19 protein-coding genes are annotated in these 24,374 nt (G+C 71.3%); 6 read left to right on the top strand and 13 right to left on the bottom strand.

What is annotated here, in order from left to right; translation table 11 throughout:
• Nucleotides 1–121: 121 nt before the first annotated feature.
• The gene (locus ABT053_RS15615) at nucleotides 122–2,212 is read left to right on the top strand and encodes an efflux RND transporter periplasmic adaptor subunit (protein ID WP_350969694.1); all 2,091 of its coding nucleotides are present in this window, start codon (nucleotides 122–124) and stop codon (nucleotides 2,210–2,212) included.
• A gap of 494 nt (nucleotides 2,213–2,706) precedes the next feature.
• Here the strand turns inward: ABT053_RS15615 and ABT053_RS15610 are convergent, their stop codons facing one another.
• From ABT053_RS15610 to ABT053_RS15595, 4 genes are all read right to left on the bottom strand, one after another.
• The gene (locus tag ABT053_RS15610) at nucleotides 2,707–4,095 is read right to left on the bottom strand and encodes a HAMP domain-containing sensor histidine kinase (RefSeq protein ID WP_350970002.1); all 1,389 of its coding nucleotides are present in this window, start codon (nucleotides 4,093–4,095) and stop codon (nucleotides 2,707–2,709) included.
• A complete protein-coding gene (locus tag ABT053_RS15605; RefSeq protein ID WP_350969693.1) occupies nucleotides 4,095–4,826 on the bottom strand; it encodes a response regulator transcription factor in 732 nt (243 codons plus the stop codon). The genes ABT053_RS15610 and ABT053_RS15605 overlap by 1 nt, the downstream gene beginning before the upstream one ends.
• Before the next feature lie 10 nt (nucleotides 4,827–4,836).
• Entirely contained in the window at nucleotides 4,837–6,027 is a 1,191-nt protein-coding gene (gene lhgD, locus ABT053_RS15600; protein ID WP_350969692.1) for an L-2-hydroxyglutarate dehydrogenase, read from the bottom strand.
• 76 nt (nucleotides 6,028–6,103) lie between these two features.
• Nucleotides 6,104–7,117, bottom strand: a complete 1,014-nt coding sequence (locus ABT053_RS15595; RefSeq protein WP_350969691.1) for an NAD-dependent epimerase/dehydratase family protein — start codon at nucleotides 7,115–7,117, stop codon at nucleotides 6,104–6,106.
• 536 nt (nucleotides 7,118–7,653) lie between these two features.
• Here ABT053_RS15595 and ABT053_RS15590 point away from each other — a divergent pair.
• Nucleotides 7,654–8,031, top strand: a complete 378-nt coding sequence (locus ABT053_RS15590) for an STAS domain-containing protein (protein ID WP_350969690.1) — start codon at nucleotides 7,654–7,656, stop codon at nucleotides 8,029–8,031.
• Between the two features lie 194 nt (nucleotides 8,032–8,225).
• Here ABT053_RS15590 and ABT053_RS15585 read toward each other — a convergent pair whose 3' ends face one another.
• Entirely contained in the window at nucleotides 8,226–11,966 is a 3,741-nt protein-coding gene (locus ABT053_RS15585; RefSeq protein WP_350969689.1) for a coiled-coil domain-containing protein, read from the bottom strand.
• Nucleotides 11,967–12,168: 202 nt separating this feature from the next.
• Nucleotides 12,169–13,425 carry a hypothetical protein gene (locus ABT053_RS15580; RefSeq protein ID WP_350969688.1) on the bottom strand — a complete coding sequence of 419 codons (1,257 nt, stop codon included), beginning with the start codon at nucleotides 13,423–13,425 and terminating at the stop codon, nucleotides 12,169–12,171.
• Nucleotides 13,426–13,543: 118 nt separating this feature from the next.
• On the opposite strand from ABT053_RS15580, the gene ABT053_RS15575 reads away from it, so the two are divergent.
• Complete coding sequence (locus tag ABT053_RS15575; RefSeq protein ID WP_350969687.1) at nucleotides 13,544–14,512, top strand: aldo/keto reductase; 969 nt, start codon at nucleotides 13,544–13,546, stop codon at nucleotides 14,510–14,512.
• A 138-nt stretch (nucleotides 14,513–14,650) separates the two neighbouring features.
• On the opposite strand, the gene thpR is transcribed toward ABT053_RS15575, so the two are convergent.
• The 3 genes from thpR to ABT053_RS15560 all read right to left on the bottom strand — a co-directional run bounded on the left by thpR (nucleotide 14,651) and on the right by ABT053_RS15560 (nucleotide 17,326).
• Complete coding sequence (gene thpR / locus ABT053_RS15570) at nucleotides 14,651–15,241, bottom strand: RNA 2',3'-cyclic phosphodiesterase (protein WP_350969686.1); 591 nt, start codon at nucleotides 15,239–15,241, stop codon at nucleotides 14,651–14,653.
• The gene (locus tag ABT053_RS15565; RefSeq protein WP_350969685.1) at nucleotides 15,195–16,727 is read right to left on the bottom strand and encodes an MFS transporter; all 1,533 of its coding nucleotides are present in this window, start codon (nucleotides 16,725–16,727) and stop codon (nucleotides 15,195–15,197) included. The genes thpR and ABT053_RS15565 overlap by 47 nt, the downstream gene beginning before the upstream one ends.
• Before the next feature lie 143 nt (nucleotides 16,728–16,870).
• Entirely contained in the window at nucleotides 16,871–17,326 is a 456-nt protein-coding gene (locus ABT053_RS15560) for a MarR family winged helix-turn-helix transcriptional regulator (protein WP_350969684.1), read from the bottom strand.
• A gap of 436 nt (nucleotides 17,327–17,762) precedes the next feature.
• Between ABT053_RS15560 and ABT053_RS15555 the strand changes: the two genes are divergently transcribed.
• The 3 genes from ABT053_RS15555 (at nucleotide 17,763) to ABT053_RS15545 (ending at nucleotide 20,329) form a co-directional block, all read left to right on the top strand.
• Entirely contained in the window at nucleotides 17,763–18,386 is a 624-nt protein-coding gene (locus ABT053_RS15555; RefSeq protein WP_350969683.1) for a hypothetical protein, read from the top strand.
• A gap of 436 nt (nucleotides 18,387–18,822) precedes the next feature.
• Complete coding sequence (locus ABT053_RS15550) at nucleotides 18,823–19,176, top strand: ATP-binding protein (protein WP_350969682.1); 354 nt, start codon at nucleotides 18,823–18,825, stop codon at nucleotides 19,174–19,176.
• A complete protein-coding gene (locus tag ABT053_RS15545) occupies nucleotides 19,136–20,329 on the top strand; it encodes an ATP-binding protein (RefSeq protein WP_350969681.1) in 1,194 nt (397 codons plus the stop codon). The genes ABT053_RS15550 and ABT053_RS15545 overlap by 41 nt, the downstream gene beginning before the upstream one ends.
• Nucleotides 20,330–20,496: 167 nt before the next feature.
• On the opposite strand, the gene ABT053_RS15540 is transcribed toward ABT053_RS15545, so the two are convergent.
• The 4 genes from ABT053_RS15540 to ABT053_RS15525 all read right to left on the bottom strand — a co-directional run bounded on the left by ABT053_RS15540 (nucleotide 20,497) and on the right by ABT053_RS15525 (nucleotide 24,365).
• Nucleotides 20,497–20,664 (bottom strand): hypothetical protein, encoded by a 168-nt coding sequence (locus tag ABT053_RS15540; RefSeq protein ID WP_350969680.1) that lies wholly within the window; start codon nucleotides 20,662–20,664, stop codon nucleotides 20,497–20,499.
• A gap of 448 nt (nucleotides 20,665–21,112) precedes the next feature.
• Nucleotides 21,113–21,646, bottom strand: coding sequence for a S26 family signal peptidase (locus ABT053_RS15535; RefSeq protein WP_350969679.1), 534 nt, complete (start codon nucleotides 21,644–21,646; stop codon nucleotides 21,113–21,115).
• A gap of 209 nt (nucleotides 21,647–21,855) precedes the next feature.
• On the bottom strand, nucleotides 21,856–23,832 hold the full coding sequence (locus tag ABT053_RS15530) for an ABC transporter ATP-binding protein (protein WP_350969678.1): 1,977 nt from the start codon (nucleotides 23,830–23,832) through the stop codon (nucleotides 21,856–21,858).
• Complete coding sequence (locus ABT053_RS15525; RefSeq protein ID WP_350969677.1) at nucleotides 23,829–24,365, bottom strand: thioredoxin domain-containing protein; 537 nt, start codon at nucleotides 24,363–24,365, stop codon at nucleotides 23,829–23,831. Before ABT053_RS15525 ends, ABT053_RS15530 begins: the two co-directional genes overlap by 4 nt.
• Between the last annotated feature and the right edge of the window lie 9 nt (nucleotides 24,366–24,374).

The raw sequence follows: 24,374 nt of genomic DNA, 5'->3' as shown, positions 1-24,374 counted from the left end.
GGAACTCACCCCGGCGAAGGCTGAAGATTTCCTGTAGACGCCGTCTTACCGCCCACGATGCACAGCAAACCTTCAGGGGGCTGTGAGCATGCTGTGAATCAGGCGGTCCAGGATGTCCGCCATGAGACCGACCCATCTCCCGAAGAAACTGCGCGTGGGAGGGCTCGCCCTGGCCGCCCTCGTCCTGGTGGGCGCGGGGGCGATCGTCGTGTTCGACGGCGACTCCGGCCAGGCGCCCCGGGTGGAACTGGCGTCCGCCAGGCGCGGAACGGTGACCGCCGCGGTGTCGGCCGCGGGCAGCACCGTGGACGACGGCACCCGCGAGCTGGCCTTCGGCGGATCGGGGACGGTCACGAAGGTCTACGTCAAGGCCGGGGACAGGGTCGGCAAGGGGGACGTGCTCGCCAGGATCGGTTCCGCCCCCGCACGCGAGCGCTACGACGCGGCGAAGGCGCAGCTCGCGGCGGCCGAGGAGGAGCTGGACACGGCGGGAAGCACGCCGGAGGGCACGGGGAGTAACGGGAGCACGGGAACGACCGGGAGTACGGGGACGACCGGGGCCAGGCAGCAGACCGGGAGCCAGGACGGGGGCCGGACGGCGGATCGGACCGGGGACCAGGCCGGGGACCAGACCGGAGAACAGGCCGGGGACCAGACGGGGGCCGACCGGACCGGGGATCGGACCGGGGATCGGACCGGGAGCGACCAGGCGGGGGCCGACCGGACCGGGCCCGCCAGACAGGCCGGTTGCGAGCCCACGGCGACGCGGCCTCCGGGAGCGGGGGCGACGCCCACGCCCACGCCTACGCCCACGACCGCCCCGACCAGGACGGGTGTCTCCACGAGGCCGGAGCCCGCGCGTACGCTCTCACCGCCTCAGGCGCCCGCGCCGACCGGATCGGCGAGCCCGCTCCCGCCGTCTCCCGCCCCCACCTCTGCCGGATCGGCGAGCGCGTTCTCACCGTCCCGGGCACCCGCGCCGGCCAGACCTGCGCAGACGGTGCGGGTCGCCCCCGTGGGTGGGGTCGTCCCCGCCGGGTACCGCTTCGCGGCGGCCCCGGCACCGGTCCTCACGCCCACCCCCACCCCCGTTCCGGCGCGGCACTCCGCGTCCGTACCGGCACCGGCCGCGACACCGGCGGACGCGCGGACGGACGACGGTCCTCCCCAGCCCGCGCCCACGGTCACCGTCACCGTGACGGCCGCGCCGACGGTGACCGTGACGGCCACCGCGACGGTCACCGTCACCGCGAGGCCGCACGGGGGCGGGGCACCCACGACCACCGGCCCCGGTCCGGCGGGCCCGTCGACCGGACCCGGCGAGCACCCCGGGCCGACGCCGGGCCCCACCGGTCCCACCGGTCCCGCCGGTCCCACGGGCACGGCGGCACCGACCGCCACCGCCAGGCCCACCCCCACCGCCACCGCGTGCCCCACCCCGAAGCCGAGCGCGAGTACGGGAACGGGCACGGACAGGGGCACGTCCCCGGACAGGAACACCGGACAGAACGCCCGGCAGGGGCTCCAGCAGAACGGCGGGGCGGGCCGTGGGACGCTCACCGTGGAGCAGGCCGAGGCCCGCGTGAAGCAGGCCCGGGCGGAGCTGACCGACGCCACGGAGGAGCTCGCGGGCGTACGGATCGTCGCCCCCGCCGACGGCACCGTCATGTCCGTGGCCGGTGCGGTCGGCGACAGCGCGGGGACCGGCACCTTCCTCACCCTCGGGGACCTGGACGAGCTCCAGGTGGAGGCGCTGTTCACCGAGTCGGACATCGGCAGCCTGAAAGCCGGGCAGAAGGCGGCGATCACCCTGGCCACCCGGCAGGGCGAGAGGTACACGGGCACCGTGACGGGGATCGCCCCCACCGCGACGACCAGCGACCGGCTGGTGAGGTACGGCGTCACGATCGCGTTCGACGAGCCCCCTGCGGACCTCCTGGTGGGCCAGACCGCCTCGGTCACCGTGACCGTCGCCGAGTCCGCCGAGACGCTCTACGTCCCGGCGCAGGCCGTACGGACCAGGGACGGGATCTCCAGGGTCACCGTGCAGGGCGGCGCCGAGCGGGTCGTGGAGACGGGGGTCCGCGGCGACCGGTACGTCGAGATCACCTCCGGGCTGTCCGAGAACGACCGGGTGATACTGCCCGGCGGCGCGGCCGGAGGGGAGTTCCCCGACAGCAGCTGGCCGGAACCCGGCACCGGCACTCCCTGAACCGGGCGGTGACCGCTCGATCGGCGACCGTTCGATCGGTGACCAGTCGATCGGTGACCAGTCGATCGGCGACCAGTCGATCGGCGACCGCTCGCTGACCGGGCGGTCACTGGCTGGGCGGTCACTGGCTGGGTCGGCGGAATCGCCCGGCTCCAGGTGGGTCCGATCGACCTCGGAAGCGAGATCCGGCCAGGCCGTCCCCGAATCCGGCCGAATCCGGGGACGGCCGCTCATCCGGATCCGGAGACGATCGCTCAGCCGGACCCGGGAACGACCTCTCGGTCGGATCCGAGGACAGCCGCTCGGTCAAACCCGGGAACGACCGCTCGATCAAACCCGGGGACGGCCGCTCAGCCAGATCCAGAAACGACCGCTCAGCCGGATCCGAGGACGGCCGCTCAGTCAAACCTGGGGACGACCGCTCAGTCAGACCCGAGAACAACCGCTCAGCCGGAACCAGAGACGACCGCTCAGCCGGACCCGGAGACGACCGCTCAGTCGGATTCGGGGGCGAGGGGGAGGATCACCCGGAACGTCGAGCCCTTGCCGGGTTCCGACTCCACGCCGACCCGGCCGCCGTGGGCCTCGACCATCGCGGCGACGATGGCGAGGCCGAGACCGCTCCCGCCGTCCTCGGGGGCGCGACGGCCCCGGGCGGAGTCGGCGCGGTAGAACCGCTCGAAGACGCGCTCGCGCTGCTCGACGGTGAGGCCGGGCCCGTCGTCGGCGACCTCGATCACGGCCATGCCGTCGTCGCCGGAGAGCGCCACCCGCACGGGGGTGCGTTCGGGGGTGTGGGTGAGCGCGTTGGTCATGAGGTTGCCCACGACCTGGCGGAGCCGTACCTCGTCGCCGGAGACGATGAGCGCGGAGCCGTCCACCGAGAGCGTGACCTCGCGTTCCGGGGCGAGGATGCGGGCGTCGCCGACGGCGTCGGCGGCGATGGCGAGCAGGTCGACCGGGCGCATGACCATCGGCCGCTGCTGGTCAAGCCGGGCCAGCATCAACAGGTCGTCGACGAGCAGGCCCATCCTGACCGCCTCGGACTCGACCCGGCGCATCAGCGGCGCGGCGTCGATGCCGGGCGCCTGCCGGTAGAACTCGGCGAAGCCCCGGATCGAGGTCAGCGGGGTGCGCAGCTCGTGCGAGGCGTCCGCGACGAACCTGCGCATGCGCTCCTCCGAGCTGCGGGCCGAGGACTCCGACTCCGAACGGGCGCGGAAGGCCGTCTCGATCTGGGCGAGCATGCCGTTCAGCGACCGGCCGAGGCGGCCCACCTCGGTGCGCGGGTCGGCGTCGGGGACGCGGCGGCCCAGGTCTCCGGCGGCGATGGCCTCCGCGGTGCGCTCGATCTCCTCCAGGGGACGCAGGCTCCTGCGGATGATCACCACCCCGGCCCCCGCGAGCATCAGCACCAGGCCGCCCCCGCCGAGCAGCTCCACCAGCGCGAGCTGGCCGACGATCTGCCGTACCTCGCCCATGTCCACGGCCACGATGAGGCTTCCGCCGGTGTCCAGCGAGGTCACCCTGACCCGCCAGTCGCCGCTCTCGTACGAGTCGGCGCCCTGGCCCGGGGAGACGATCGGCCCCGGTCTGCCCTCCACGTCGATGCCGCTGAGCAGGACGACGGTCTTGTCGTTCTTGGTGCGGAGTTCCAGCCTGGCGTCGGACGGCATCGTCTTGCCCATCAGCGCGACGGAGCCCCGGTTGTTCATGCGGCGCAGGGCGGAGTCGACGGTCAGGTCGATCTGGCTGTCGACGCGGTCGATCAGGTAACCGCGCATGATCGAGACGCTGCCGATGCCGATGAGGGCGAGCGCGATCGTGAGCAGGACCAGGATGACGCCGATCAGCTTCACCCGCAGGGGGGTCGCGTTGAGCATCACGGCGCCGGTGGTAAGCGCAGCACGTATCCGACGCCGCGCAGGGTGTGGATCAGCCTCGGGTCGACGTTGTCGATCTTGCGGCGGAGCACGGAGACGTAGGACTCCACGATCCCGGCGTCGCCCCTGAAGTCGTAGTCCCACACATGGTCGAGGATCTGGGCCTTGGACAGCACCCGCCCCGCGTTCGCCATGAAGTAGCGCAGCAGCTTGAACTCCGTCGGCGACAGCGCCACCGCCCTGCCCCTGCGCCACACCTCGTGGCTCTCCTCGTCGAGCTCGACGTCGGCGAAGGTGAGCCGGGGCGGCCGGGGCACGAGGTCGCCGGAGCCGGTACGGCGCAGCACGGCCCGGATGCGGGCCACGACCTCCTCCAGGCTGAACGGCTTGGTCACGTAGTCGTCCCCGCCCACGGTCAGCCCCCGGATCTTGTCCTCGGTGGCGTCACGCGCGGTGAGGAAGACCACCGGCGTGTCGCTGCCGCCGCCGCGCAGGCGCCGTACGACGTCGAAGCCGTCCATGTCGGGGAGCATCACGTCGAGCACGATGAGGTCGGGCCGGTGCCTCTGGACGGCGGCGACGGCGTCCGTGCCGTTGCCGGCCGTGTTGACACCGAACCCGGCGAACCTCAGGCTCGCGGCCAGAAGCTCGAGGATGTTGGGCTCGTCCTCGACGATCAGCAGGCGGGCCTCGGGTGAGTCGGTCACTGGTTTATTTTCACCGGCCCACATGAGAAAGCAGTTAACTGGTCAACACTGAGGCTAACCCCACAATATGCCTGGCAATCGCCAAACTTGACGTGGCAGCCGGTGAGGGGGCGTTGCGGACGAGGGCGACGCGGCCGTGCACGTCGATCGCGAAGTCGTCCAGCATGCCGCCCCGCCCGTCCACAGCCTGTGCGCGGACGCCTCCCGCGGTCCTGACCAGGTCGGCGCCGGTCAGCGCCGGGACGTATCGGCGCGCGGCCCGGAGGAAGGATCCTTTACCCACCGAACCGGCCACCTCCCTGATCCCGGTCCGCCAGTGCCTGGCGGCGAGCCGCCGGGTGCCCCGCCAGGCCAGGATCCGGCCCAGGTCGGCGAGATCGACGTCGCGCCAGGAGTAGCCCTCCAGCACCAGCGCCATCACCGCGTTGGGGCCGACCAGCACCTCGCCGTCGATCCTGCGGGTCAGGTGCACGCCGAGGAAGGGGTATCGAGGGTCGGGAACCGGGTAGATCAGCCCCCGGACCAGGTCCTTCGCCTTCCCGGCCAGCGCGTAATATTCGCCGCGGAAGGGGACGATCCGGACGTCCCCGGGAATCCCGGCCAGCCGCGCGACGGTGTCGGTGCCGAGCCCGGCGCAGACGATCACCCTGTCGAACTCCAGCGTCCGCTCCCCCGCCAGGACGCTCACCCCGCCCGCGGTCTCCCGTACGGCGCGCACCGGGTGGGACAGCAGCACCGAGCCGCCCCTCTCCTCCACGTCCAGGGCGAGGCGCCGGGCGACGGCGGGGAAGTCGGCGATCGCGGTGTGCGGGGAGTGCACGGCGCCCACGCCGACGGCGTGCGGCTCGATCTCGCGCAGGGCGAGCGCGTCCAGCTCGGCTATGCCGGGAACCCCGTTCGCGCGGGCCCGCTCGGCGATCCTGCGCAGCTCGGGCCGCTCGGGCCCGGTGGAGGCGACGACGAGCTTGCCGACCTCGTCGTACGGGATGCGGTGCTCGGCGCAGTACTGCCTGAGCATCGCCACGCCCTCCCGGCAGAGGGTGGCCTTGAGCGAGCCCGGGCGGTAGTAGATCCCGGCGTGGACGACACCGCTGTTGTGGCCGGTCTGGTGGGCCCCGACGCGGTCCTCCTTGTCGAGGACGGTCACGGTGGCCCCGTGGGTCAGCGCCGTCTCCCTGGCCACGGCGAGCCCGACGATCCCCGCGCCGACGATCCCGACCTTCACCTCCGGCTCCTCCCTGCCTCCTGCGAGGTCGCTTTCCTGGGTTCTGTCAGGGTAGGAAGCGTGTCATCGTGTGACGTCACCCCGCCAGTCTCCCGGCCTTGCCGGTGGTGAGATGCCCCTCCTGCGCCAGCCAGCGCAGCGAGTCGGCGATGGTCTCCTGGACCGGCCGCAGGCTCACCCCGAGCGCCTCCAGGGTCGGGGTGTCGTACGTGCGGACCATCGTGACCATCATCTCCACGGCGTCCCGGGTCAGCGGGTAGTCGATCTCCTTGATCAGCTTCATCACGTCGCCCACGGCCGCCGCGCCGCGCAGCACCGACCGGTGGATCCGGAACCTCCGGCAGCGGTTGCCCGTCACCTCGTCGCAGACGTCGGCGAGCTGCGCCCAGGTGAGGTAGTGCCCGCCCAGCATGAAGCGCCGTGGGCCGCGCCCCGGTTCGAGGCAGCGGGCGAGCACGACGGCCAGATCCCGCACGTCGACGATGTTGGCGCCGCCCTCGGTGATCGGCCAGCCCTGTTCCAGACCGGCGCGCAGCCCCTCCACCATCGCGTCCAGCGAGGGCTGGTGCGGGCCGGTGACCCCGGCCGGGTAGACGATCGTGATCGGCATCCCCTGCTCCTGGAGCCGTCTGGCGTAGCGCTCGGCGGAGATCTTGCTTCTGCCGTATCCGTTTCTGGGCGTGGAGAGGGGGCTCTCGGTCGTGATCACCGGTCCGGCCGGGGGCACGAAGACGCCGACGCTGGAGATGTGCACTATGGGGTCGAGACCGAGTTCCACGGCCTGTCCGAGGACGTTCTTGACTCCGGCCACATTCGTACCGTTTAGGTCCTCGGCACGGCCGATCACCCCGATTTCCGCGGCGGCGTGAATGACCGCGTCGCACTGTTCGAGCGCCTCCCGCACGGCCGCCGCGTCGCGGATATCGGCCTTGCGCAGCGGAATCGACCCCGTCACCCCGACGGAGGCGAGCACCTCACGCGTTTTCTCTGGATTGCGGATGAGAAGAAGCGGCTCATGCCCGTCGGCGAGGAGCGCGGCGACCGCATGCGAGCCGACGAAACCTGATGCCCCGGTTACCAGAACGCGCATGCTCGAAAGTTAGCGGCAATCCTCACCGCAAGAGAAGGGATAACCGGCCTGGTTCTTAACCGTCATTGGCCATGCGGGAAACACGTCCAGGCCGGTCAAGGAATACGCGAATATGTCGGGGCAATAAATGGCGATGCGGTCATTCATTTTCGGTATGGGGTCGTGCGGGGGATCGCGTATGAGATCGCGTACGGGATCGCGCATGAGATCGCGTACGGGACCTCGTATGAGGTCACGTATGGGATCACGCGCCGGATCATGTGTGAGATCGCGTACGGGGTCGCGCGGGATCGTGTGTGAAATCACGGGTGAGCACGGGTGAGATCGTGCGTGAGATCGCGTACGGGATCACGTATGGGATCGTTTGTGAGATCGCGCTCGCACCGGCTTCCGAGGGGCGGCGAACGGCGTGTGTCCACAGCCGTTACGCACATGTCTCCGGTCCGTCGCCCACCCCGGTCTCACGGAGGGGTATACCTTGATCAGGCCGGATGGCGGCCGAAACCGACCGCGTCACCGGGTGGAGATACGAGGCGATGAGCAGACAACTCTCCATCGGCGTCGACCACCACGGGCACGCGGACTGCACCGTGATCACCGTCACGGGCGACATCGACCGCAATTCCAGCGAGTTGCTCAGGGAGACCATCGAGCGGCTGGTCTCCGACTACCGCCCGCGGATCGTCATCGACGCCGGAGGCATCACCTTCTGCGACTCCACGGGGCTGCGGATACTTCTCAGTGGCGCGCGGGTGACCTCGGAGGCGGGCGGGTGGCTGCGCCTCGCCGGGGTGTCGGACGTCCTCAAACGCCTCCTGCAGGTGACCGATCTCCTCACCTGGTTCCCCGTCGACCCTGACGTGGCGACCTCTCTCGACCACGCCACCCGCCGCGACCTGCAGTCCCCCGGCTGAGCCCAGAGCGGGTCGGGCTTGCCCGGCCGAGCCCCTGAGCGCCCGCAACCTCCCGGCCCGCCCCCCGAGCAGCCCGCGCTTTTCCCGGCCAGACCCTTGAGCAGCTCGCGGCCCCCACCCCCGAACGGCCCGCGACTTCCCGTCCGAGCCCCTGAGCGGCCCGCGGCCCCCGGCACTCGGGCGCTCGGGGGCGGTCAGCGCATCCGGCCTACCGCGCCCCGCAGGCGTCGTACGTCCCGCAGGCGTGCCTCGTAGGTCGCGCCGACGACCACGAGCAGCAGCCCGCCCAGCGCCATCGGCACCCATCGGGGCACCAGCACGACCACCTCCGCGATCCACGGCGCCAGTTCGTGCAGGGCGACGACGGCCAGGGTGAGCCCGCCGAGGACCGCCGGGGCCTGCAGCCGGAACCGGGCGCCGATCAGCAGCACAGCCAGCGAGACCACGCCAAGCAGCAGCGGCCGGAGCCAGCCCGGGCCGGTGAGCAGCGCGAGCATGCTGGGCACCAGGCTGGAGACGAGCCCGGGGCCGTAGGCGACCCAGGACGACGTCTCCCCTCCACGCGCCCGCCACCAGCCGAACCCCAGCAGCACCAGCGAGAACGGGACCGTGTACGCCTCGATCACGCTGATGTCGGAGGCGAACAGCCGGAGCCAGGCGGCCAGCAGCAGGAAGCCCGTCCCGGCGTATCCGGCCCACCGGCGATCGGGCCGCAAGGCCGTACCGGTCATCAGCACGCCCGCCACGGCGCAGGCCAGGCTCGCCGACGGCAGGTCGGCCGAGGCGAGCGACAGTCCCGCTCCCGCGAGGACGTACCCCGCCGTCTCCACGCCGACCGCGAACGACGCCCTCCCGAACCGGCCCGCCACGGCCGCCGCCACGCAGGCCACGGCGAGCGGGCCGAACGCCGCGTGCCGTACCGGCCAGTCCACCGCCAGCCCGGCGGCCAGCGCCTCCCCGCCCGCCAGCAACGTCGCCAGCCCCGCCGCGACCGGTGCCACCGCCCCCGCCCCCGCTCCGGCCCTCGCCCGGTCCCCCGGTACGACCGCCACCGCGATCACCGCCAGGGCGGGAAGGACGACCAAGGTCGCGGGCTCGCTCATGAGGGCCCAGGAGATCGCCACGAAGGCGGTCCACAGCGCCGCCACCCCGCCGAAGACCGCGTCCGCGCGGCTCCGCGCCGCCGTCCACGCCGCCGGGAGGGTACCGGCGACGAACAGCCCCAGCTCCACCCCGTACGGCAGGGCGACCGACACCGGCAGCGCCACCAGCAGCGCGGGCCAGGCGAGCAGCGCCGCCCTGATCGCCCCCCGGCGGCGCGCGACCTGCCAGGAGACCAGCACCGCCGCCGCGGCGACGAGGCCGACCACCACCACGAGCAGCGGACGGCCGCCCGCCGGGCCCGTCATCGCCGTCCACGGCCGTACGAGGGGGCGGTGGAAACCGAGGACCGCGGAGACGGCGGCGTGCGCGGAGACGACCGCGAGCACCGCCAGCACGGCGCTCAGCACCAGCCCGGCGGTCCGCCGGGGATCGCCGTTCCTCACAGGCGTGGCCGGTCGGCCGCCGTGCGGGGCGAGGAGTGCCGCGAGCACCGCACCGGCGGCCAGGGACAGGGACAGGCCGTCACCCGCGGGGAGCCACCGTGTCCCGGCGGAGAACGCCCACACCAGGCCGGTCGCCGAGAGCACGCACGCGACCAGCGAGAACGCCGCCGCCTCACGTACCCGGGCCGCGAAGGCCGCCGCTCCCCACGCGACGAGCAGGACACCGAGCGTCGCGTACGTGCTGGACCGCCCGGCGAGCGCGGTGACCGCCGCCACCGCGGACACCACACCGGCGGTGATCGCGAAGGCCCCCGCCCATTGCGGTCGCCGGACCAGGGTCACACCGGCCACGAGGACGACGGCCAGCGCCGACAGGACCACGAGGTCCACCCGGTGTCCCCAGCCGAAGGCGACGGGGGCGACGACCGTCGCGAGTGTCGCGGTGGCGAGCGCGGCGAACCCCATGGCGGCCCGCCCCCGCGCGGCCGCCAGTCCCGAGGCGACGGCCAGCAGCCCCGACACGACCGGGAACTGCGGGAACGGCGCGATCAGCCGGGCGTCGGCGAAGCCCGGAGACCCCGACCACACCTCGCCCAGCCGGTTGAACGGGGCGAACAGGGTGAAGATCACTTCGTTCGCGAAGGGGAGTGCGGTGGCCGCCGCCAGCGCCCCGGCGAAGACGGCCCCGGCCGAGCGGACCCGCGGGTCGCCCAGGCCGGGCGCGTACAGCATGACCGCCACGGTGACCAGCGCCGCCACCGTGTACGGCACGGCCCACCAGGTGGGCGCCATCAGCGGCCAGAGGGGGACCGCCAGTCCCGCCGTCAGCGTGAGCACCGAGACGACGGTGACGACCGTGAGGCGGTCCGTGTTCCGTACGCCCCGCGCGACCACGAGTCCGATCACGGCCAGCGCGACCAGCAGCAGGGCCTCCCGGAGCGAGACGATCACCGGAACGTCTCCGGGGAACGGGCCCATCTTCCTCAGGAGCGACTCCAGGAGCCCGTGGCACGCCCCCAGGCCCCACACCACGCCGAAACAGGCCCCGACGGTCGTCAGCGGCCCGCGCCCGCGCCTGCCGGACGCGCGCCCTGGCCCGCCGGGCACCTTCCCCGGCTCGGTGGGCACGCTCTCCGGCGCACCGGACACGTTCCCGGGTGTGCCGGACGCCTCCCCGGGCGCGCCGTCCTGTCCGGGACGAGCCGGATCGCCCGGCAGGCCCGGTGATCCGGTTCCGAACGCGCCCTCGGACGCTCCCTCCGGTGTGCCCTCGACCTCGATCTCGGCTCGGGCCATGAGCTCGGCCCCGGCCTTCCCCGAAGCCGCGGGCGTCGCCGCGCCGATGCCGGGCTCGGGAGTCCGGCCCGCCGCGTGGAACACCAGGAAGGCGGCGTCGGCGGCAGCCGTCGCGGCGAGCGCGGCGGTGGTCCACGGTGTCGCCTCGCCGAGAGCGAGCAGCGGGAGCGGGAACTGGGCGAGGACGATCGCGACGGGCAGCGGCAGCCGCAGCGGGAGGAGTCGCGAGTAGCTTGCCATGGCGAGCGCGACCAGGGCGAACAGCAGGGCGGCGTAATGATGTCCGGCCAGGCCGTCGGCCCCGGCCAGCCCCGTCCGCCGGGCCGCGTAGCCGTCCAGGAAGAGCAGCGCCGCGCCGAGCATCGTGATGGTCTCGGCGGTGGTGACGAGCCCGCGCCTCACCAGGAGCCCCGGTGCGGCGAAGGTCAGCCCGGTGACGGCGGCCAGGATCGCCGCCCGGCCGCCGAGGCCCATGCTCCCCCAGCTGACCACCGTGAACACCACGGCCGCGACGACCAGCAGCAGCCCGCCGAGGCCGAGCAGCAGGTTCTGCACCGCCCGGGGTGAGAAGTCCTTCCCCGGTCCCGGGCCCGCCTCCGGCTCCGTTCTCGGCCCTGATACCGCCTTCGGCCACCCGGCGTGCTCCGGCGTCGCCTCTCGCCCGGCGGGCTCGGGCGGCGTCTCCGGCCGTCCGGCGGGATTGCCATCGGCCGGACCATCGGCCGGATGGGCCCACCCCTGCCCGGCCCGTCCGGCCTGCCCGGCCTGCCCTGCTCGCTCCTGCCCGGCCGGTCGCTGACCGGCCTGTTCCCGTTCGGCCTGTTCGGCTCGTTCAGCCCGTTCGGTCCGTTCGGCCCGTTCCTGAGCGAGCAGGCCGAGCAGGTGGCCGCGCCGGGTGAGAAGTTCCGCCTCGCGGGCGCGCAGCCCCGCGAGGGCGCCGTCGAGCCGCCACAGCTCGGCCGCCACCGGCCCCCTCAGGGGCAGCGCGCAGCGCGGGCAGCGCTCGTGCGTCCCCGCGAGGGGGGCCGAGCACTCAGGGCAGCCCACCCGGGAGGGAGAGCGGAGGCTCGGCCCGGGGCGTTCGTCATGCATGGTCCGAAGGATGGCGTAAGCGGCTTGACGTCCGCTTGCGCCGGATCACTCAACCGAGTCTGAGTATCTCGGCGGGTTCCATCGGAAATCCCAGCGGGTTCCGCAGGGCATCCCCAGCAGGTTCCACGGGGGCATCCCAGGGGTTCCGCGGGGGCATCCCAGCGGGTTCCGCGGGGCGTCTCAGCGGGTTTGCGGGGTCGTCTCAGCGGGTTCTGCGGGCGATCAGGGCGATGACGCCGATGGCGCCCGCGGCGATGACCAGCCAGAGGAGCACGGCCGAGATCGGCAGCCCCGTGTCCGTACCGGCGCCCTCCTCACTGCTCTTCACCGCGGCGACCGGCGTGGGCTCCGGATCGCCGGTGGCACCGGAGGCCGGGGTGGGAGCCGCCTCGCGGCGGGCGGACGTGGGTTCGGGAGCCGCGGCGCCGAGGACCTCCTCGGGCAGCGGCACCCGGTAGACCGGGCTGCGGCTTCCCTCGCTGCCGGTCAGCAGGTACCTGCCGTCGCGCGTGTAGGTGATCGACTCGGCCTGCTGCAACTCCGGCATCGTCACCCGGGCGATCTGCTCTCCCGGGGCGCGGTAGACCGTGGCGGAGAAGTAGGTACGGATCACGAAGCTCGACCCGTCGGGGGCGTAGGCGGCGTCGGTGGCCATGATGGGCGCGGAGCCGACCTTACGGAGCACGTTGACCCTGTCGGTGCGCAACCGCTTCGGAGCCTGGTAGACGGCACCGGCGAACTGCTTGGTCACGATGGAGAGGCGGCCGGTGCGGGGGTGCACCATGATGCCCTCGGCGTTGTGCCCTCCGTCCTCGTAGCGGAACCGGTAGCGGACGGCGGGGAGGACGGCGTCGCTCAGCGTGTCGGGCTCCGCCACCTTGTACACGGAGACGTCGGGCCAGGCGCCTTCGAGGTTGTCGCCGATGTCGGCGAACCAGAGCACCCCCCGCCCGGTCCGCGGGTCGGTGGAGGCCGCCATGCCCTCCCAGTCGCGGGAGGCCGCCCCCCGCAGGGTGAAGGTCGCGCGGGTCCGCCCGTCGGGGCCGACCGCGAAGAAGACCGGCCCCGCGGAGCTGTCGTTGTGGGTGTAGTAGACGTCCTTGCCGGTCGGCGAGACCGCCAGCCCGCTCGACTCGGTGATCCGGCTGTCCTTGAAACGGAAGAGGATCCGCTCCCCGCCGTCCGCCCGCCCGGCCTTCGCGGACGCGGCCTGACCCGCCTCCCGCGCCGGATTCGTCCGCGTACCGTACTCAGTCTCCCGCGCCGGGTCCGTCCGCGTGCCGTGCCCCGCCTGCCGCGTACCGTGGTGCCCCGCGTCCCCTCGGACGCCCTGCCCCGCGTCCTTCCAGGCACCTCGCCCCTCGCCCGCCCACGCGCCCTGTCCCGCGAGGACCGCGGCCGTGACCAGGCCCGCCACCGCGAACGCGCGAACCGAGACTTCCCCCGCCTTACTCAGCATTCAGCCATCATGCCCCGGCGGTACGCGCGGGCGTCACCGACGTGGCGGGTCCGGACGACACGGATTTCCTCACGAACCCGCTCGCCTGGAGTGCGCTCCAGGTACCTAGGGTGAGCGTATGGATTACACGCAGCTTGGCCGTACCGGCCTGAAGGTCAGCCGCCTCTGCCTGGGCACGATGAACTTCGGCCCCTTGACCACGGAGGAAGACTCCTTCGCGATCATGGACCACGCCCATGAGCTGGGGATCAACTTCTTCGACACCGCAAACGTCTACGGCTGGAAGAAGGGCGAGGGCGTCACCGAGCAGATCATCGGCCGCTGGTTCGCCAAGGGGGGCGGGCGCCGGGAGAAGACGGTGATCGCCACGAAGCTCTACGGCTCGATGGGAGACTGGCCGAACGAGGGCCAGCTGTCCGCGCTCAACATCCGCCGCGCCGCCGACGCGTCGCTGAAGCGGATGCAGACCGACCACATCGACCTCTACCAGGCGCACCACGTCGACCGGAACACCCCGTTCGACGAGTTCTGGGAGGCCATGGACATCCTCAAGCAGCAGGGCAAGATCCTGTACGTGGGGTCGTCCAACTTCGCGGGCTGGCACATCGCCAAGGCCCAGGAGAGCGCGAGGCGCCGCAACAGCGTCGGCCTGGTCTCCGAGCAGTCCCACTACAACCTGATCACCCGCGCGCCGGAGCTCGAGGTGATCCCGGCGGCCGAGGACTACGGTGTGGGCCTCATCCCGTGGAGCCCGCTCGCGGGCGGCCTGCTCGGCGGCATCCTGCGGAAGATCGACAAGGGGCGTTCGGCCTCGGAGACGATCACCAAGCAGCTGGACAGGCACCGCGACAAGATCGAGCGTTACGAGGAGTTCTGCGACGAGCTGGGCGAGGACCCGGCGAACGTCGGCCTGGCGTGGCTGCTCCACCAGAAGGTCGTCACCGCGCCGATCATCGGGCCGCGCACGCTCGACCAGCTCGACGGCACCACGAAGGCGCTGGAGATCGTTCTGGACGAGAAGGCCCTGGCCCGCCTGGACGAGATCTTCCCCGGCTTCAAGACGGCTCCCGAGCACTACGCCTGGTAACGGGTAACGATCGGCCCGGAGGCGCGAACACGGCCGCCGGGCGGCTAGGACACGAGGGCGCCGATCACCACGAGGAGCACGAGCAGTGCGAGCACCGTGGGCAGCAGCCAGCGACGGGGACGATCCACGTCCTGGAGCCTAGCCCTGCCCACGGGGTGCCCGTGCCGCCAGACGCCATTCCTCGACCGTCTCGTAGCGGGCCTCGGCCCCGCCGGGGGTCCCGCCCCCGAAGTTGCTCCGTATCAGGTGCATCGTCCCCGCCTCCCACGCGGCGCCGGAGAACGTCCCGAACGCCTCGACCAGCGGGCTCACGTCCATGTCGGCGCGGCACCGGGCCAGGCTCAGGTGCGGCGTGAACCTCCGGCGATCCGTCTGCCCGGCTCCGGCGTCCAGCGCCTCGGTCCCGACGTGGTCGGCCAGGCGGGCGAGGCCGTTGCGGTCGCCCCCCAGACCGGTCAGGAAGACCCGCGCCCGACCGGCCGAGGGGAACGCTCCGGCACCGGTGAGGGACAGCGTCATCGGCGGGTGGCGCGTGGCGGCACCGGCGAGCCTCGTCCGCAGGCCGGGCAGCACCCGGTCGGGCACCTCCCCGAGGAACGACAGCGTCACGTGCCAGTTCGCCGGGTCCAGCCAGCGAAGCCCCGGCCATCGCGGCCGGTGGGCTTCGAGGGCGAGAACGAGCTCATCGCGCACCGGCGGTGGCGGCAGTAACCCCACGAACAGCCGCATTCGACCTCCTGCTGATCACCTTTGTCAGCATTATGGCCACACCGGAGCCGATCAGGGTGAGCGCACCGCCCACCATCACCCCCGCGCGCGGTCCGCCCAGCTCGGAGATCCAGCCGAGCAGCAGCGCGCCGAAGGGGGCTCCCCCGGTGAACACGAGCACGTAGATCCCCATCACCCGGCCGCGCATCTCCGGCGAGGTCGCGAGCTGCACGCTGGCGTTGGCGGCGGTGTTCACCGAGATCAACGCGATGCCCGCGGGCACGAGGGAGACCAGGTAGAGGGGGTACCACGGGGCCAGGCCGCTGATGATCTGGAACAGGCCGAACGCGACCGCGCCGCCGAGCAGCAGCTTCCGGCTGGGCCGTACCCGCCGCGCCGCCATGAGCGCGCCCGTCAGCGCGCCGACCGCGAACATGCTGGAGGCCAGCCCGAACGAGGCCGCGCCCGCCCCGAAGACCTGACGCGCCATGAGCGCGATCGACATCGAGAACGACTGCGTGAACAGCGAGACGAAGGCGATCAGCAGTATCGGCATGAGCAGCTCGGGCCGCACCATCACGTAGCGCAGGCCCTCGCGGAGCTGCCCCTTCGCCCTCGGCACCGGCTCCGGGGTGGTCAGCTCGGAGGTACGCATGAGCATCAGACCGGCGAGCACGCCCGCGAAGGAGATCGCGTTGATCAGGAAGATCGGGCCGGTGCCGCCGAGCGCGTAGATCAGGACACCCGCGACGGCCGGGCCGACCACGCGGGCCAGGTTGAAGCTCGACGCGTTCAGCGCGATCGCGTTGGACAGATCCTTGCGGCCGACCATCTCCACGACGAACGACTGCCGGGTCGGCACCTCGACACAGGCGATGAGGCCGAGCAGGAACGCCATCACGAACACCTGCCAGACCTGGGCCGAGCCGGTCACGACGAGCACGCCCATGGTGAGCGCGAGCAGGCCCATGAGCGACTGGGCGACGATCAGCAGCGGCCGCTTGGGATAGCGGTCGGCGAGCATGCCGCCCCACAGGCCGAAGAGCAGCAACGGCAGGAACTGCAGCATGACGGTCACGCCCAGCGCGAAGGCGCTGCCGTGCGTCAGGTCGAGCACCAGCAGGTCCTGCGCGGTGCGCTGCATCCACGAGCCGACGTTGGAGACCACGCCTCCGGCCGCGAACAGCCGGTAGTTGTAGACGCGCAGGGACCGGAACATCCCGCCCCGCGTCTCGGGGACGGGCTGGGCTGTGCCGCTCTCCGTGGCCTGGAACTCGTTCGCGGTGGCGGCGGCTCTAGCGGCCCTCGCGGCCCGCCGCCGCCGGACCCTCGCCCTCAGCCCGTTCTTCCGGCCGGTCTTCCGGCTGTGCCTCCGGCCCTGGCTCTCGTCCGGCTCCGCACCGGCCTCCTGGCCCGGCTCCCCGTCCAGCTTTACGCCGGACTCCCGGCCCGACTCCTCGTCCAGCTTTACGCCGGACTCCCGGCCCGATTCCCCGTCCGGCTTCACACCGGACTCCCGGCCCGGCTCCTCCCGCGGCTTCGGCTTCGTACCCGATTCTCCGCCTGGCGCGGCGGATGGCGCGGCGGATGGCGCGGCGGATGCCCCGGCGTCGCGCGGGGCCGCCGGGGCCTCGGGTTCCTCGGGGTCGGCTAGATCCGGCTGAGCTTCTCCAGTATCGGAGCCGCCTGCCGGAGCGTCGCCCTCTCCTCGGGTGTCAGCTCCTTCAGCCGCTGCGTCAGCCACGCCTCCTTGAGGCGCCGCTCCTCCCTCAGCAGGGTTGAGCCCTGCTCGGTCACGCCCACGGTCACCTGCCGCCGATCGGTCGGGTGCGGTGTACGTGACACCAGCTCCCGCTCGGCCAGCACGGCGATCACGCGGGTCATCGAGGGCGGCTGGACCTTCTCCAGATCGGCCAATTCGCCGGGGGTTATCCCGGAATGCCGTTCTACGGCGGCGAGCGTCGCGAGCTGGGTGGGCGTCAGCGAGTGCACCGCGGCCTGCCTGCGCAGGCGTCTGTTCAGTCGTGCCAGCGACACGCGCAGAGCCGAAGCCAGACCGGCGTCGCTGCGCAGGCTCGCGACGTGGTCCTTCCTGGGGTTGTTCATTAGCGTAAGTCATTACCTTTGCTAACTATATACGTATGCACGTGATTCCCTCCAACGGGTTTCCTTCTCGGCGCGGGCCGTACAGCGTGCCAGACGGACGGGGGATCGCCAACCTCGCCCGGAGCGCCCGGCGCCCCACGGGTCCACGGGTCCACAGAGCCCGTTGACTTCACTGTGCCCCGGAGATACGGGGGTTCACCGCGCGGGCCCGCCGGGCTCCCGGCACACGACAGGAAAGCCGTACAGGGAGCGGGACAGCCCATGATCCCGACGATCGGAACGACCACCCGGAAAGGACTCCCCCACTGGAGCGGTCGGCCGATGCGCCCCCGAATCTCATCGAATCTCACCGGATTCTCAGAAAGGGATGAGGGGGGTCTCATGTGGCCGCCCGACCATCGGTTCGGTAGGCGCTCCGCATCGGACTAGGAGTCATATGAACCGCACCAAGCGCATGATCATCGTCGCAGGCGTCGGCACCGCTCTGGCCGGAGGGCTGGCCATCCCCGTAGCGGCCTGGGCGACCAGTCCCACCCCCACGCCGTCGTCCTCCTCCTCGGCGACCCCCGGTCCCGCCCCCGACGGCGCGGAGCACGGCCCGCGCGGTGGCCACGGCCACGGCATACGTGGCGACCGCGGGGAGATGGCCGCCAAGCTCGCCAAGATCCTCGGTGTCGACGAGGCCAAGGTCACCACGGCCCTGGAGGAACTCGGGAAGGAAGGCGGACCGGGCCGCCCGCCCAAGGACGCCGAGGCCGCTCCAGGGAAGGACGCCGAGCAGGCCGCCGTCCGGGAACGGGCCGAGGCCCTGGCCACCAAGCTCGGCCTCACGGCGGACAAGGTCGCCGCCGCGCTGGAGACCCTCAAGCAGGAACGTGCCGCCGAGGCCGAGGCCGCCCTGGCCGAACGGCTGAAGCCGGCCGTCACCGCCGGCACACTCACCCAGGCCGAATCCGACGCCGTCCACAAGGCGTACCGCGCGGGCCTGATCCCCGGCGGTCCCGGCGGCCCTGGCGGCCCTGGCGGCCCTGGCGGCCCCGGAGGCCCCAGAGGGCGTTGAGAGCACGACAAGACGGCGCACGGAAAGGGGGACGTCGGGCAGAACAACGTACGGAGATGAGAGCGTCAAGCGGGACGGCGCACGGGGGGGAGGGCGGCGAGCAGGACGGCATTCGGGAAGGCCGCAAGGTCGCCGTCCGGTCGGCCCCCTGAGACCGGTCGGCACCCCCAGCCCGGCAGGCACGTCCGGACGCCCGCCCACGGCGACGGAACCGGCCGGGGTGAAACCGTCGCCGTGGCTGTCGGAGTACCTCGGGAGCCCGGCGCGCCCGGCGTCGCTCACCGCGCTCACTGTGCTCACCGCGCTCACTGTGCTCACCGCGCTCACCGCGGCGCCCGGCACGACACGCACCCGCGCAGGACGGACCTTCCAGCAAATCCATATACGCTTACCACCTGAACTGTATGCTTGGAAACCTACAGTTCAGGAGACAGCAGTGCTCAAACCACCCAGGCTGCTCGCCCGCGACTCCGAGTGGTCCATGCTCACCGAGTTCGTCACGCATCCCGACCCCCGTCTGCGGCTGGGAGTCCTGTCAGGACGGCGGCGGGTCGGCAAGAGTTACCTCCTCCGCGCGCTGGCCGACACGATGGACGGCCTTTACGTCTCCGCCGTCGCCGAGGAGGGCACGGTGGCCGCTCGACGGCGCTTCGCCGACGACCTCGCGCGATATGCGGGAGTGAGCTCCGGCCTCTTCCGCGACGACGCCGGCCTGGGAGTCCCTCCTCGATTCGGCGATCAGCCTGACCATGCGACGGCGCGGCGCCTCCGGACTGCTGGTCATCGATGAGCTGCCCTACTGGATGACGCACTCTCCGGAGCTTCCCGGCCTGCTCCAACTGCTCTACGACCGTTCACAGACCGGCCACGGCCACGAGGGCGGACGAGTGATCGTCTGCGGATCGGCCATGTCCGTGATGAACGATCTCCTGTCCGGCACGAAGGCCCTGCGCGGGCGGGCCGCGGTCGACATGCGTCTCCAGCCGTTCGATCCGAGCACCACCGCGCTGCACTGGGGCATCGACGATCCGGCGACCGCTCTGCGACTGCACGCCACGCTCGGCGGATCTCCCGGATACCGCAACCTGACCTCGTCACCTTCGCCTCAGACCCCCCAGGAGTTCGACACCTGGATCCCCGCGACGGTTCTCGACCCCGGTCAGGCGCTCTTCTCGCGCAGCGAGGCCGAGTATCTGCTGCGAGAGGACCCGCGGTTCACCGGGAGCTCACTCCACTACGCGATCATCAACGCGGTCGCCACCGGCGCCACCAGTCCGACGAAGATCGGCGGGTTGGTCGAACGCGACCGCACATCCCTGACCCGCCCGCTCGAGATGCTGACGAGTTCGGGACATCTCGACTACTCGACCGACCCGCTCTGGGAACGTCGCCCGGTGATCACCGTCGCGGATCCCATCATCCGCTTCCACAACCTGATCACCGTTCCGAAACGGGACCTGATCGAGACGGGCGGCGCCGCCCGGGCATGGCACGAATCTCAGCCCACCTTCATCTCCCGTGTCCTGGGCCCTCATTTCGAGGAATGCTCACGCGAGTGGCTCCGCCGCCACACCGACCCCTCCCTCCGCGCGGGAACGAGCACGATCGCCTCGACAGTGATCAACGATCAAGGCGGACGGGCCAAACACGAAATAGACGTCATCGCCCTGGACCGGAGATCCGGCCGCGCCACGGTGGGACTCATCGGGGAGGCGAAGGCCACCCTCGTAAGGCGAGGCCCCGCAGACCTGGAGCGACTCGACCGGCTGAAGGAGATCCTTCGAAGCCAGGGACACGACGTCACCTCCACCCGGCTGGCGGTCTTCTCCCTGGAAGGCTTCCATCCCGACCTCGTGGCCGTCGCACGCCGCCGTGGCGACGTCCTCCTCGTGGACCTGCCGTCCCTCTTCGGGAAAACGGAGGCCACCGTCCTGCCGGCATGATCTGGAAACGGACCTCGGGTCGCGGGCGGGATGCCCGGCGCGTCGGCGCCCGCCGCCCGGCGACCGCGATCCGTCCACCACGGTTCCGCTCCGCCGTACGACGAACGGGAGAAGGCCGTCACGATGATCATCTTCTTGGATCACCGTGACGGCCTTCGGGCCGTCGCTCAGCCCAGGCCGAGCAGCGCCTTGATCGGGCCCAGTGCGAAGTAGATCAGGAACAGCCCCGCGACCGTCCACATCAGCGGGTGGACCTCACGCGCCTTGCCCTTGACGGCCTTGACCAGCACGAAGGTGACGAAGCCCGCACCGATACCGGTGGCTATCGATTTCACTATCGACTCAGGTAACCATGTACGCATGACATGGACTCCCCGCCGTGTCGGCGGTCGCACCAAACCGGACATCAACCCTGACCTGATCGTTCGGGCTCTCTACGCCCGCGAGTCCGAGGACGCAGACGGAGAAGGCGAGCAGGTGACGAACCGGCTCGACGACCTACGCGGCTTCTCGGAGATCGGTACGGCCCGCCCGGCGCCGGGCGGTGTCTTCACCGGTGGACGGCGAATCCCCGGCTGCTTTCCGGGGTAGTTGTACGAGCTTCCGGCTTTGAGTTCTCCCTCCCACCCGGCGGACTTCATGGGCCGGTCCTGTAAGGCGCTGCCAGGGCGAAAGCCGGGCGATCAGCGCCGGACGTCCTATCCGGGGCGACGGCCGCGTGAGGGGCGCCCCGAAAGCACCGGGCGGATAACGCGTGAGGGCCGACCGTCGCCGCGGGAGGCCTCAGTGGCCGAGTCTGCGAACCGCCGTTCCCAGAATGCGCTCCAGTGGAAAATAACCCATCTGTCTGGAGTCGAAGCTCGCATCGGGATTGTCTCCCAGGAGAACCATCTGTCCCTCCGGGACGTTCTCCTCCCCGGCCTCGGCCAGGGCGGGAACCGTGTCACGGGGTACGGGGTCACCGGAGGTCGCCGCCACCCGCTTGATGATCCATCTTCGTCCGGTGATCTCGGACGGCCCCGTCGCGTGCCCCACGGGCGGGTCCGGCCACACGCCACCGTTCCCCGGATACTCGACGACGACGACCTGTCCCGGAGCCGGGGTGAAGTCACGCCGTACGAGAACGCGCTCACCGTGGTGGTAGGTCGGCTCCATACTCCTGCCGCGCACGGTCACCGTGACCAGTTTGCGCCTGAGCTTTGATAGGACGCCGAGGCAGAGGCCGATCAGCATCACCAAGCCGCAGGTCAAACCCCAGCCGCGTTCTCCGGCGAGCGACGACGTCAGTAGGCCGCCGCCCCCGAGGACCGTCAGCACGAGCGGCGTCCACCGTGAAGGGGACATGTGCCGGCGTCGCGGGGCGTCGCCGGACACCAGGAAATCCTCGGGTCTCGTTCCGTCAGGGGGTGTCAGGGCTCGCGCCCTGCCCGGAGGGCCGCCGGATGGCGGGATCCGCGGGAGCGACGGGAGGAGTGGTTCGGATCCGGACCCGGCCGATGCCGCCTCGTCCCGCTGTGTGCCGGGTGTCATCGCGTTCCTCCCGTCGACGCCGTCTCGTCCCGCGCGCCGGTCTGGTATCCGGACGCCTGCAATGTGAACAACCGGGCGTATTCGTCGGCCCCGGTCATCAGCGCGGAGTGGTCGCCCTGCTCGATGACGCGGCCGCCGGAGAGCACGACGATGAGGTCCGCCTCACGCACGGCACCGAGCCGATGCGAGATGAGCAGGCTGGTCCGCCGGCCACGATGCCGTCTGAGGGCGGTGTGCATCTCGTGCTCGGCCTGGGCGTCGAGCCCGGACGAGGGCTCATCGAGGATCATGAGTTCACGGTGGTCACGCAGGAACGCGCGGGCCAAGGCGAGCCGCTGCCACTGTCCGCCCGAGAACGCCACTCCGGTGTCCGGATCATCCTTCTCGGACTCCATGAAGAACACCCTCGACAGCAGAGAGTCGTATCCCCGGGGCAATTCCATGATCTTGTCGTGGATGCCGGCGTACTTCGCGGATCGCTGAATCCGCTCGTGGTTCCCCAGCGCATCCAGATCGCCGAGGGCGATGTTCTCCGCCGCAGTCAGGTCGTATTCCATGTAATCCTGGAACGACGCGCCGATTCGCTTTCTCAGCTCGGCGGCGTCGACGTCGCGCAGATCGACGCCGTCCCACAGGATCGCACCGCGGGTCGGGTCGTAGAAACGGCACAGCAGTTTCACCAAGGTCGACTTTCCCGCACCGTTGAGCCCGACCAGTGCCGTCGCCCTGCCGTGAGGAATGTGCAGGTCGACTCCGCGCAGGATCCACGGGTGGGAATCGGAGTAGCGGAACCACACGTCGCGAAACTCGATGCCTTCCCGCAGTTCCGGCAGGACGCGTGGATTTCGGGCCACCGGGAGGTCGGACCGAGTGGCGATCACCGTCAGGTAGTGGTCGAACAGCAGTAACGCCTGGTGGGTTCGCGCCATCGCATCCGCCAGTGTGCCCAGGGCGCCCTGGACACCGGCGACCGCCGCTATGAAGATCGTGATATCGCCGACGGACAGGCCTCCTGAGCCGGCGGCGTTCACCGCCCACAGCAGCCCGCCGCCCGACACCAGTGCGCCGGCCAGCCCCAGCAAGGACTGCGTGCAGACCTCGCGTCTGTCCATGGCTTGCCTGGCGGCGTTGGCGGTACCGCGTTCTTCCAGCATCCGCCCGCGGAAGAAGGCCCCAATGCCGAACAGCCGGATCTCCTTGGCTGCCCGCACGCTGGTCAGCAGGTCACTGTAGAACATCTCCCGCCGCTCGACCGGGCCGATGTCCCAGATCATCCGTGCTCGCCGCCGTGACAACATGAGCTGAGCGGCCAGCGTCGGCACCCCCGACGCCAGGACCAGTACGGTCATCACCGGGCTGAGGAGAAACAGCGAGCCGGTGAAGCCGGTGATGGTGACAGCCGACTGCGAGACGCTCAGCAGCCCGTCGACGGCCCTGTTGGGAATCGTCCCCCCGGACTGCTGCGCGAGCCTTATCCGGTCCAGGAAGGGCGGGTCCTCGAAGTTGCCCAGCCCAACGAAGCCCTCGGTCGCCGTGAACAGGTGGTCCTGCGCGAGCAATCCCACCTTCCGATCCATCTGCGCCTGAAGGTACTTGGTCATCTGCGGCATGACCCCGACGGCGACGCCGGTCGCCGCGAGGCCCGCACCGAGCGTGATCAGCGTTCCCGGCGGTGCGCCGCCGATGACGCCGTCCAGCACCGACTTGGTCAGCCAGGCGATCACCACCGGAAGCGCTCCCGTGGCCAGCGTCAGCGTCACGTACAGGGCCAGGGCGCCGGAAGCCGCCTCGGCGGCCAGGGAAAAGGCGGCGAAGATCCGCCGTACCGTCGATCGCGTCTCCGCCCGCCCGTGTCGCGGCATGACGTCCCCGGCGCCTGGCCCGACATTCCGCCCCTGGTGTGGCGTGTCGTCCCCGGTGTCCCCGGTGTCCGTGGTGACGTGGGTGTGCCCGGTCTCCTGTACGTCGCTCATGCGGTGGTGACAGGATGCCCGAGGTTCACTTCGTTCGCCGTGACCACGAGCCGGCCGTCGGCTCTCGTGCCGACCCTCACCAAGGTCGGGTACGCCTTCGTCTCGAACGCGGTGCTCAACGCGCCCTCGGCGTTCTCGACCACCACCCGGGTCACCGGGTTCAGGTCACCGACGAACCCGGCGGCCTCGTCAGGGTCGCCGACCACGACGGCCAGTAGCCGATCCCGCCCGCCGGGCAGCTTCCTCGCATACTCCACGAACGCCGGAACCGTGGTCTTGCACGGCCCGCACCCGGGGGAGAAGAACGCCACCAGGCTGTCGTCGGACATGAGGCCGTCACTCAGCAGTTCGCCGTCCACCGTGGACGTCAGGAACCCGCCGATCTCCTTGCCCACCGGGATCGTGGGGGGACCGCTCATCCCGGACAGAAGGTCGGAGTGCTCGCGCAGCCGTTTGATCACTCCCACCGTGAGGATCAGGTTGACGGCACAGAACATTCCCACGAGCGTCATCGCCACGACAACGATGGCCATTGTTGCTCT

Origin of the sequence: Streptosporangium sp. NPDC002524, from assembly GCF_040295985.1 — a bacterium.
Classification (GTDB): Bacteria; Actinomycetota; Actinomycetes; order Streptosporangiales; family Streptosporangiaceae; genus Streptosporangium.
This window is presented reverse-complemented; position numbering and strand designations above follow the sequence as displayed.

Excerpts from the sequence above, each read along its gene's own strand:
- ABT053_RS15615 (WP_350969694.1), top strand. The coding sequence starts at position 122 with ATGAGACCGACCCATCTCCCGAAGAAACTGCGCGTGGGAGGGCTCGCC.
- ABT053_RS15610 (WP_350970002.1), bottom strand. The coding sequence starts at position 4,095 with ATGCTCAACGCGACCCCCCTGCGGGTGAAGCTGATCGGCGTCATCCTG.
- ABT053_RS15605 (WP_350969693.1), bottom strand. The coding sequence starts at position 4,826 with ATGTGGGCCGGTGAAAATAAACCAGTGACCGACTCACCCGAGGCCCGC.
- ABT053_RS15595 (WP_350969691.1), bottom strand. The coding sequence starts at position 7,117 with ATGCGCGTTCTGGTAACCGGGGCATCAGGTTTCGTCGGCTCGCATGCG.
- ABT053_RS15590 (WP_350969690.1), top strand. The coding sequence starts at position 7,654 with ATGAGCAGACAACTCTCCATCGGCGTCGACCACCACGGGCACGCGGAC.
- ABT053_RS15585 (WP_350969689.1), bottom strand. The coding sequence starts at position 11,966 with ATGCATGACGAACGCCCCGGGCCGAGCCTCCGCTCTCCCTCCCGGGTG.
- ABT053_RS15580 (WP_350969688.1), bottom strand. The coding sequence starts at position 13,425 with ATGCTGAGTAAGGCGGGGGAAGTCTCGGTTCGCGCGTTCGCGGTGGCG.
- ABT053_RS15575 (WP_350969687.1), top strand. The coding sequence starts at position 13,544 with ATGGATTACACGCAGCTTGGCCGTACCGGCCTGAAGGTCAGCCGCCTC.
- thpR (WP_350969686.1), bottom strand. The coding sequence starts at position 15,241 with ATGCGGCTGTTCGTGGGGTTACTGCCGCCACCGCCGGTGCGCGATGAG.
- ABT053_RS15560 (WP_350969684.1), bottom strand. The coding sequence starts at position 17,326 with ATGAACAACCCCAGGAAGGACCACGTCGCGAGCCTGCGCAGCGACGCC.
- ABT053_RS15555 (WP_350969683.1), top strand. The coding sequence starts at position 17,763 with ATGAACCGCACCAAGCGCATGATCATCGTCGCAGGCGTCGGCACCGCT.
- ABT053_RS15545 (WP_350969681.1), top strand. The coding sequence starts at position 19,136 with ATGCGACGGCGCGGCGCCTCCGGACTGCTGGTCATCGATGAGCTGCCC.
- ABT053_RS15530 (WP_350969678.1), bottom strand. The coding sequence starts at position 23,832 with ATGAGCGACGTACAGGAGACCGGGCACACCCACGTCACCACGGACACC.
- ABT053_RS15525 (WP_350969677.1), bottom strand. The coding sequence starts at position 24,365 with ATGGCCATCGTTGTCGTGGCGATGACGCTCGTGGGAATGTTCTGTGCC.